The organism is Legionella sp. km772, from assembly GCF_003989735.1.
Taxonomy (GTDB): Bacteria; Pseudomonadota; Gammaproteobacteria; order Legionellales; family Legionellaceae; genus Legionella.
The window spans coordinates 1-8,412 of record NZ_RZGQ01000119.1 but is presented as its reverse complement, the minus strand read 5'-3'; the positions used below and the strand labels follow the sequence as shown (position 1 = coordinate 8,412).

The window sequence follows — 8,412 nt, the reverse complement described above, 5'->3', positions numbered from 1 at the left end:
GCTCTCCTGGCCTATGGACTTGTGGATAAGCCATTCTGAGAGTAAGGTGAATGAACTAACAAACCGGGAATAGCTCTTATTTTTCCTGAATTTTGTTCCAGATCCCCGGACCTAGCTAAATGATTGAGTTTGCTTCGAAGAAATATGCAGATCAATATAACTTGCGTTTTTTAACCATGGATGCCAGCAAAAATATTTTTAGAGAACAATTTGACATTATTACCTCTTTTAACTGCCTACATTGGGTTAAAGATCAGCAAAATGCGCTATTTGGAATAGCAAAATCCGCAGTATATGGTGCTCAAATAGCCCTTCTTTTATCACATAAAAAATCATTATATCATCTGGTTCTAGATAAAATTTGCTCTAGTAGTAAATGGAAAGATTACTTTATTGATTTCATAAGCCCTCGTTCATTTTTTGATTCACTTGATTATAAAGAAATGGTTATTAGATCAGGATTAGAAGTGATTGAAATATCAGAAGAAGAAATGACTTATTCTTTCAAATCAAAAGAACACCTGAAAGATTTCTTCAGTGCCGCAGGATCTCAGATAAAACAAATTCCTGAAGCTAAAAAATCAGATTTTTTAAATGATTTTGTTGATGAGTATCTAAAAGAAGCAAGTTTCTCCGAAGAAACCTTAATACCTGTTAGTTTTTGGTGTTTACAAGTTATAGCAACAAAACCAAAACCAAAACTAATGAAAACTTCTGAATTAGATAATCGATCAACACTATTTTCAAAATTGTAACTTAAAAAATCTATCAAGCTATTCAATGAGCAGATTTTTCACCTTTTTATTTTTGTAAATGTTAAAAAGTCTGTTTGTTGTATTTGCTCAATAATTTCTGAGTTTATTTGATATTTGACCCATCCGCCTCGACCAACTTTTTGATCAGCTCGACTTATTACACCCGCACTAGTTAATCTAAATAACGTGTTTTTTAACGACTTAGGGTTTATTCCCGTTAAAGTTGCTATTGTTTCTAATGTCAATTCCTCCGTCATGTCTGATTTATTAATCCGTATATTTTTGTATAAGGCTATAACAATTTCGCGCTGATTACCTATGATTTTTGAAAAGCTCGTTAATAATTTTTTTTCATGATTGTGCTGCTTAACGTTGGATTTTAAGCTTAATAGCTTGTCTGTAGTTATTTCAACTTCACCACGATCGTTTGTGAACCGTTTGTGAACCGTTTGTGAACTATTATCGAGGCTGCTTAAATTTAATTTCGTAGGTTTATTCAACGGATCAGCAGTATTGCTTTCACCATCTAAACTTGGATTAGTTTCAAATTGTTCGCTGTGAGTCCGCAAAGGATCAAAGTCGTCAACAATAACTTGGCTTGAACCATTTGTGAACTGATTGTGGACCGTTTGTGTACCGTTATTTTCCTTATCAATATCATCAAAAAAGTGATTTTTTTTACCAGAGCTACTTGTTCTTTTATCCGGTAATTTCCTTTCTTGAGTATATAATTCAAAAGCTCCCTTTTTGATTGCCATTAGACAACCTCAAGCTCATTAGTTAAGTTTAATTCTACGAATTTATCTCTACCTCCATTTATTCGTGCCCATTCTTCGGATATTAGGTGGTAATATTCTTCGGCTTGGGGCGAGCCCAAAGCATACTCTAATATTGTTTGCTGTGACATTAATGCTTCCTCCCATTTTACAGATTTACGTATAGGAGTTGTTATCATGTAATCAACATATCGCGTCAAGTATGTTGCATTAATTTGTTGGCTTAAAGAACTTCTCTCTAACGCAGTACTAAACATTACCAACTTCTGATCTGTTAACTTCATTACTTCTTGGAAGTCCCAAATATTTTGCATATTAGTAGCAGAGGCATTATAGGCAAGCAAGGTACAACCTAAAGGCATTATCACAGCAGATGAAACTAAAATTGAGTTTTCTACTAAATGGTTCCAAGTAGGACTATTATCGAAAATTATCACATTATAGTTTGATAAGTGTGGGATTAACTTATCTTGAAAAATATACTCACGACGTTTTTCATGCGTCATCCACTTGTTTAATTTTACCAAATCATGGGTTTCCGGAATAAAATCCAATGTTGGAAGAGAGGTTGGACGAATAATATCTTTTAACTGAGCATTCTCAACAAAGTAATGAAACAATCCTATTCCTTGTTCAAAATCATCCAGTCTATTCAGTTCTTGTTGAGGTATTATAATGTCTGTAACAGAACACTCTGGGTCTAATCCTATTAGCAATACTTTCATTCCATTCAGCGCTAAAGTTCGTGCACGGTTGTAGCTGGTTGTTGTCTTATAAACACCACCTTTCTGCATATAAGTGCACAAAACTTTTTGTTGGATTGGCGGTTTTAAAAAACCAAAGCGTCTCCCTATTTCTGGAAGCTGTTCAAGTTTCCATATTCTAGTTGAAACTTTCCCTCTAGGTTCTCTTCCGGCAACTGGTATTTCTCCTCGATCTTCCGCATTATATAGTGTTTGAATAGATTTAAATCTATTATCCATTTTGAATAGTTTACGAATATCTGAATTAGTCCAGCTTATTTGTTCCATTCTTTATACCTTGTATGTTTTTTATTATTAAGAAGACAATAAACATACAATTACATGACATATCGTTCAAGTCAACAAATGATAACAAAAAAAAATAAAAATATTTTTTGTATCTATGCAACATATTTGCTGTGGACTATTTGTGAACCATTCATCTAGTAACCATGTGAACCATTTGTGAACCTTTTCTGCATTAGATAGGAACCTTTTAACTCCAAACAAACCATTTATCGATGTGAACCATTTGTGAACCGTTAATCACCACAACTAAAAAACCTCTTGTGAACCATCAAACAACATATCCCTATATAATGTGTACCAATTGTGAACCATTATCCTTTGATTTATATGAATCACAAAACAATCTCGTGAACCGTTTGTGAACCATTCGATAGTATTTTACCAGCCACTAATAAACCGTTTTAATAATATAAAGAAACAAATACGTGAACCGTTTGTAACACATTTCCACAAATTCAATTGATTAAATTAAGAAATAAATAAACTATAAAAATGGCAAGCTTGTGAACCGTTTGTAAACCTTTTTAATACAATTAACGTGAACCATTTGTGAACCAATAAAACACAAAAAACCTCTAATTTCAGATAGTTATGCATATCAGCGGGTATTGACGCAATTAATAAGAAAGGATAACTTCAAATTTTATTTATGCAAAAGCTACTTATTTAAATAAAAGAGGAATATCAAATGAAGAGAATTTACTAAAAAATACTAAAGAGTACATCAGTTATGAAGAGCGCCAACTCTTCATAACCTTAGCTCAATTAGCTTGGAACAAAGCTAAACACCAAAAATACTCAAGGAAATTAGAAGTTCCATCGAATTTTTTGGATCCATCCACTGATTAGTTTAACTTTGTTCCCCCAAAAAAACAATAAAGATAAGGATATTATCTATGGGGAACCTTTGTTCAATTTTTCACTTGAGATTTAAACATCTCATGAAAGTGATTCCATCTGCTCGAAAAGCGCAACTTGTGGATTATATACTGCTTGGTTGGCAAACCAGCACCTACACATTAAAAAACTCTGACCGTAAATGGTTCATGAAACCCTATGCGCAAATCGTTGAAGACACAGGCATTCCCCAAAGCACCTTAGAGCGATACATCAAAGAATTACACGATGAAGGTTTTATTGAACGACGCCAAGCGCTCTATAGCAGAACAAAAGAACAAGGTGGCTTTGAAGTTAAAAAGGGCACCTACATTTATATTACCGATAAACTGCTCACACTGATTAAGCAATCCAAACCTGTTTCAGAGACGCCTCCAGAAGACACAACAAATATCCACAACGACCAAAGCGATTCTTACCAGGAGGACAATCAGGATCAGGATAATATCAAACCACAATGCAAAGAAGTTGATATAAATGAGGGGATCGATCCCCTCAAAATGAGGGGATTATATATAAGTGATCTTTATCCTTCTTTTTTTATTAATAATATTATCTTTAAAAAATTAACCCGTTCTGTGGATAAAACAATACTCCAACGATTAAGCAAGCAATTCGAATCCATTCAGAATTTACTCTATTCAGAAATCAAGGAAGAAATCCCTGATGAAGTCAAAAAACTGGTATTAGGCACTTTCTTCAATCTAACTTTTGAACACAAAAAGCAACTTTCATCTCCAAAACAACTGGCAGCCGAATATTTGTTTGCGCTGTTGAACATTGAGTTTTATTTGCCGGATGTGACGTGTTTTAAACACCGGAATAACATCCTTTCAAAAATGATTCGGGAAAATCGTTGGCGTACCCCTAAAGGATTTTATAAACACTTCTATTTTGGACAAGATTTTAAAGACCAACAGGAATTGCGTGAAGAACGATGGCAAAAACAAAAAAATAACGAAATGAATCCTAACTATAAGATGATTGAAGAGCAAAAAGACGAACGACTCATTGTACTAGAAGCTCAAATGCTTGAAAAAAGCACATTACTGGATACGCTCACTCAAAGCATCTATCAACAATCAAGTGAAGAAGTTATTGTTACGATTCGAGAACGCATTCAAGAGGTAAGACGAGAACTAGAGCACCTATGGCATCAGCAGTTTCTTATTGAACAAGAAATTGAATCGCAAATGCTGAACCTTATAAAGCGCTGCGCATAAATACGCATACACCGTTTTAAGGATTGAGTTATCCACATTTTCTGGGGATAACTTAAACCTGTGTGCTTGAGTTACATGTAATAGAGCGTCGGTGTGATAAGGGACAGCTGCCATCATCATCCGAACTTTTATCAGATCCCTTGATTCTCTATTGCTTCAAAATCATTCCAAACTTTTTATCATACTCATGTTGTAATTCTGGACTATCATGGCGATGTTTAGTTAAAAACTCTTCCTCTTGTTTGCGAAGTTGTTCTGTAAAAATCCCTTTTGGAATGCCACTATATTCTTTCACTTTTGTTTCAGATTTTGGTGGATTAATCTCATTTGGCTTTATAGATGACTTTTTTGTATCCTTGAAAAAGCTTAATTGTATTTTGGAAAGAATAGATTGTAGGTCAAAATCCTTTGGAGCAAGTCCAAAAGTAGAATCATTTTCGTGAGCGTCGTATTCGATAGGTAAGAATGAATCAAGAAATGATTCACTATCCATTAACTTGGTAGAGAAACGATTAGTCCTCTTTCCAAGTACAGATGGACGCTCTAAACTTTTGCGGCCCTTATCAATAAAATGTTTTCCTGGAACAATATGTTCAATATGGCCATTAAATTGCTCATAATTAAAAATAGAGTCTTCGGTTTCACAAAGTAATAGCATTAAACGAGACCAGGTTCTTTCACGCTCAGACTTTGGAAGTTGGGCTTTAATTTGAGTTAGTAATTGCTCCGTGCTGTAACTAGTCTGATTGATTAAAATAATTCGTCTTCCACCTTGATCGTGAGCATAATTGAGCACACGAATTAATTGATCCATAGAAGTTGAATCAATTTCTTTTCCTAAATAAGAAGAGTTATATTCTCTCATTTCAAGTGCAATGGTTTTACAAGTGCTTTTTTCAAATTTCGATGGATTTGCCGTGAGGAAAGGTTCTACATAATGAGAGCGCCCCATGCCAGAAAATGTATACATCCCACCTGCCTGATGAACATGAATCCATCGCTGTTGTATAGGACGTAATTTATCGTAAGCACTGCAATTTATTGAGCCTGTTTTCCTCAATGATTGACGAATGGGAGCTAATTCCTCGCTTTCGTCAAAAGCTGGAATTAGCTCAATCTGTCCTAGATTAGCTTCTTGGGTTTTCCAGACGGAGTCACTCACTATAGCACCAATCGATTGGCCATCGCGTTTGGAACGTAGACTTTCACCTGCTAAATCCGCTTTATGTTGCCAATTTAGGTATTGAGAAGAGTAGTAATCATTAAATGGGGGATAATAATATTTTCCATCCAATTTGTGACCATAACAATGATTAAATCGAATGGGTTCATTGGAAGTAATAAATAATCCTTTTCCCGGATTATTCACATACCAAGAATATATTTTTTCAAGCAATAGATTACCGCTGAAACCGGCCAAATTATCATCATCTAGAAATACAACATCAGGGTCTGTGGCTAATAAGTTATCTATTTCCAGACCGCAATTATCAAGATCAGAGATACTTTTAGCTTGGTCTGCCCATCCATTGACCATTACTTCTGAAATCCAGAGCACTTTTTTTCCGCGTGTTGCTAATTCTTTCGCAGCACACACAGCTGATGCTGTTTTACCAACACCGGCTTTTCCAGTTAATATAACCAGTTTAGATTGGCCAGTCATGATGCTTTGACAAAATTCCTTGCTCATTATCATTAACTCTTTCTGCTGTGGTGTCTCCTGTTTGAATCTAGAAAAGTCCATGGATGTTTTATTTTCAAATGGAATTACATTGAGTAATTCAATAGGAAGAAGAGAGGAGTCAATCGGTTGAGGGGAATACCCCACGGAGTCAACTTGCATGTTGTTTTCAAATTGGTGCAACCACGTTGAAAATTTATGCAAATCAAAGGTTAATTCAAGTGCTGTGTCTTGTTTTACATGAAGAAACTCTTCGTCTGTAATTGTTTTATCGCGTAATTGTTCAGCTGCTTCAATTAATTGGCCATACGTTTGAAAGAATTTAGGATGAAATTCTTCTGGAGTTGCAGCATACAATGATAAGCGATCGGTATCGTATTGTGCTCTTCCTTCATTAAATGCTTGGCGTAGTAAGTTCAATACGGCATCTTCTGTAATTCCTTGAGTACTCTCTAAATGAGGGTCAAAAATATAATATTGTTTGCCAATTACGATGCAATTTTCACCGCCATAATTTCCTCCAGGATGTTTTAAAGGATATAAAGGGGAATTAGTTAGGTGTTTAACAGTCACAGAGGAAGTCTTAGCTTCTTCTTTTGATAGAAATGAATAGAGCGGGTTTCCAGAATAGGGCTTATTGCTGTCTTCAATACCATTGTAGACAGCCTGGGTTATAAAAAATGGGGCACGCCCAAAACATTGATTGAATCGTTCATTACCCAGCATGTACCGAAGGCCAAACCATAAACTTAATTGAGTGAACATACCACAATCAATGACTGTTGGTCCTTTGACTAATTCATCTAATGCTTGAGCTGGTTGCTGTCCCTTATAAATTAGAGTGATAAATCCATCCTGCAACGTAGAATCCCATCCTGATGGAACAAGTGTGGTTACCTGTGAGCCCTTAAGTGGATCATCATAGTCACTATGCTCCGCATTCCACAACTTGACTAAATCATTATTGTAATGGAGACCTGAATAAATAGTTCCGTATAATGCTTTTCTACCCGGACTTGATTTTTTATCAAGCGGATTACTATTAGCCAACTGAATAAACCTTTTCACTCCTTCTGCAAAAGTTTCAGAATCAATTGATTTTGGCTTAGCAAAATTTGATAAAAACTCTTCCAGTTGAGTTGAAGGTCGTGCTGTTTGTAACTGACGGAAGTATTCGATTGCTGGGTGAACTTTTTTTGTTTCCAAGGATGTGTTTAATTTTGATTGGTGAGAAAATAAATTGAATCTTTCTTTCATAATGAGATGCCACTTAACATAAAATGGCAAAATTATATCACATATCACATAATAAATGATTTTTTTTTTGCATTTTGTTGATTTGTAAGCCTGTTTATAAGTTATGATTGCTTGTTGTCAACAGTGTTGTTATTAAAAAGTTAGCTTGTTAACCTCTTTTTCATGAAAATTATTTCAAAATTTTTAAGGCAAAGAAGAAAGAAGGCTACAGCGCATAGTATGAATTAATGTGTTCATCACCAGGATTTACCGGTTGCAGGTTCTATGATACTCATTTCAGTAAATCCATTGCGACAATCGGCAATCGATTCAGCCTCATGCATTAAGTCATAGATAGCTTCATCCAGGTCTTTATCACTGGCATAAGGAACTTTCAAAATGTATTCCCAGCTATCTTTATCTTTTTTAACCATATCAAAGACTGAAAAGCAGTATTGCTCGATTTGCCGTCTGGATTCATTTTTTCCACGCACAAACTTATTGTTATTTTCTACTCGCAACCAGACTTCAACGACCGCAATTTTTTGAGTTCCCTGGCTTCCTGGAATGGTTTTGTCAGGATTAACCTGGCGTTGGGTTTTAAGAATACGATAAACAGAGGCAATCCCCATGTTTAGTTTTTTAGCAATCGCCGTTCGTGTGTACCCCTGATTGACTCATGTTACGCACATAAACTTGTAGTTTGACTAAAAAGCATTAGAATTCCGCCCTTAATTTTAGGGAGGGAATTAAATGGATATGCTTGATCTTTATAGTGATTATTTGATTTTC

General features: G+C 35.2%; 6 protein-coding genes. 2 read left to right on the top strand and 4 right to left on the bottom strand.

Annotated features, from left to right (window positions below; genetic code table 11):
- Positions 1-119: 119 nt before the first annotated feature.
- Entirely contained in the window at positions 120-755 is a 636-nt protein-coding gene (locus tag ELY15_RS11280) for a methyltransferase domain-containing protein (RefSeq protein ID WP_233586670.1), read from the top strand.
- A gap of 38 nt (positions 756-793) precedes the next feature.
- Here ELY15_RS11280 and ELY15_RS11275 read toward each other — a convergent pair whose 3' ends face one another.
- Both ELY15_RS11275 and ELY15_RS11270 read right to left on the bottom strand, forming a co-directional pair.
- Entirely contained in the window at positions 794-1,513 is a 720-nt protein-coding gene (locus tag ELY15_RS11275) for a hypothetical protein (RefSeq protein ID WP_127100061.1), read from the bottom strand.
- A complete protein-coding gene (locus tag ELY15_RS11270; RefSeq protein ID WP_127100059.1) occupies positions 1,513-2,562 on the bottom strand; it encodes a ParA family protein in 1,050 nt (349 codons plus the stop codon). Before ELY15_RS11270 ends, ELY15_RS11275 begins: the two co-directional genes overlap by 1 nt.
- A gap of 998 nt (positions 2,563-3,560) precedes the next feature.
- Between ELY15_RS11270 and ELY15_RS11265 the strand changes: the two genes are divergently transcribed.
- Positions 3,561-4,703 carry a hypothetical protein gene (locus ELY15_RS11265; RefSeq protein WP_233586667.1) on the top strand — a complete coding sequence of 381 codons (1,143 nt, stop codon included), beginning with the start codon at positions 3,561-3,563 and terminating at the stop codon, positions 4,701-4,703.
- A 148-nt stretch (positions 4,704-4,851) separates the two neighbouring features.
- Here ELY15_RS11265 and ELY15_RS11260 read toward each other — a convergent pair whose 3' ends face one another.
- The gene (locus tag ELY15_RS11260; protein ID WP_127100055.1) at positions 4,852-7,641 is read right to left on the bottom strand and encodes a hypothetical protein; all 2,790 of its coding nucleotides are present in this window, start codon (positions 7,639-7,641) and stop codon (positions 4,852-4,854) included.
- A 236-nt stretch (positions 7,642-7,877) separates the two neighbouring features.
- The gene (locus ELY15_RS11255) at positions 7,878-8,252 is read right to left on the bottom strand and encodes a hypothetical protein (RefSeq protein ID WP_127100053.1); all 375 of its coding nucleotides are present in this window, start codon (positions 8,250-8,252) and stop codon (positions 7,878-7,880) included.
- Positions 8,253-8,412: the final 160 nt, after the last annotated feature.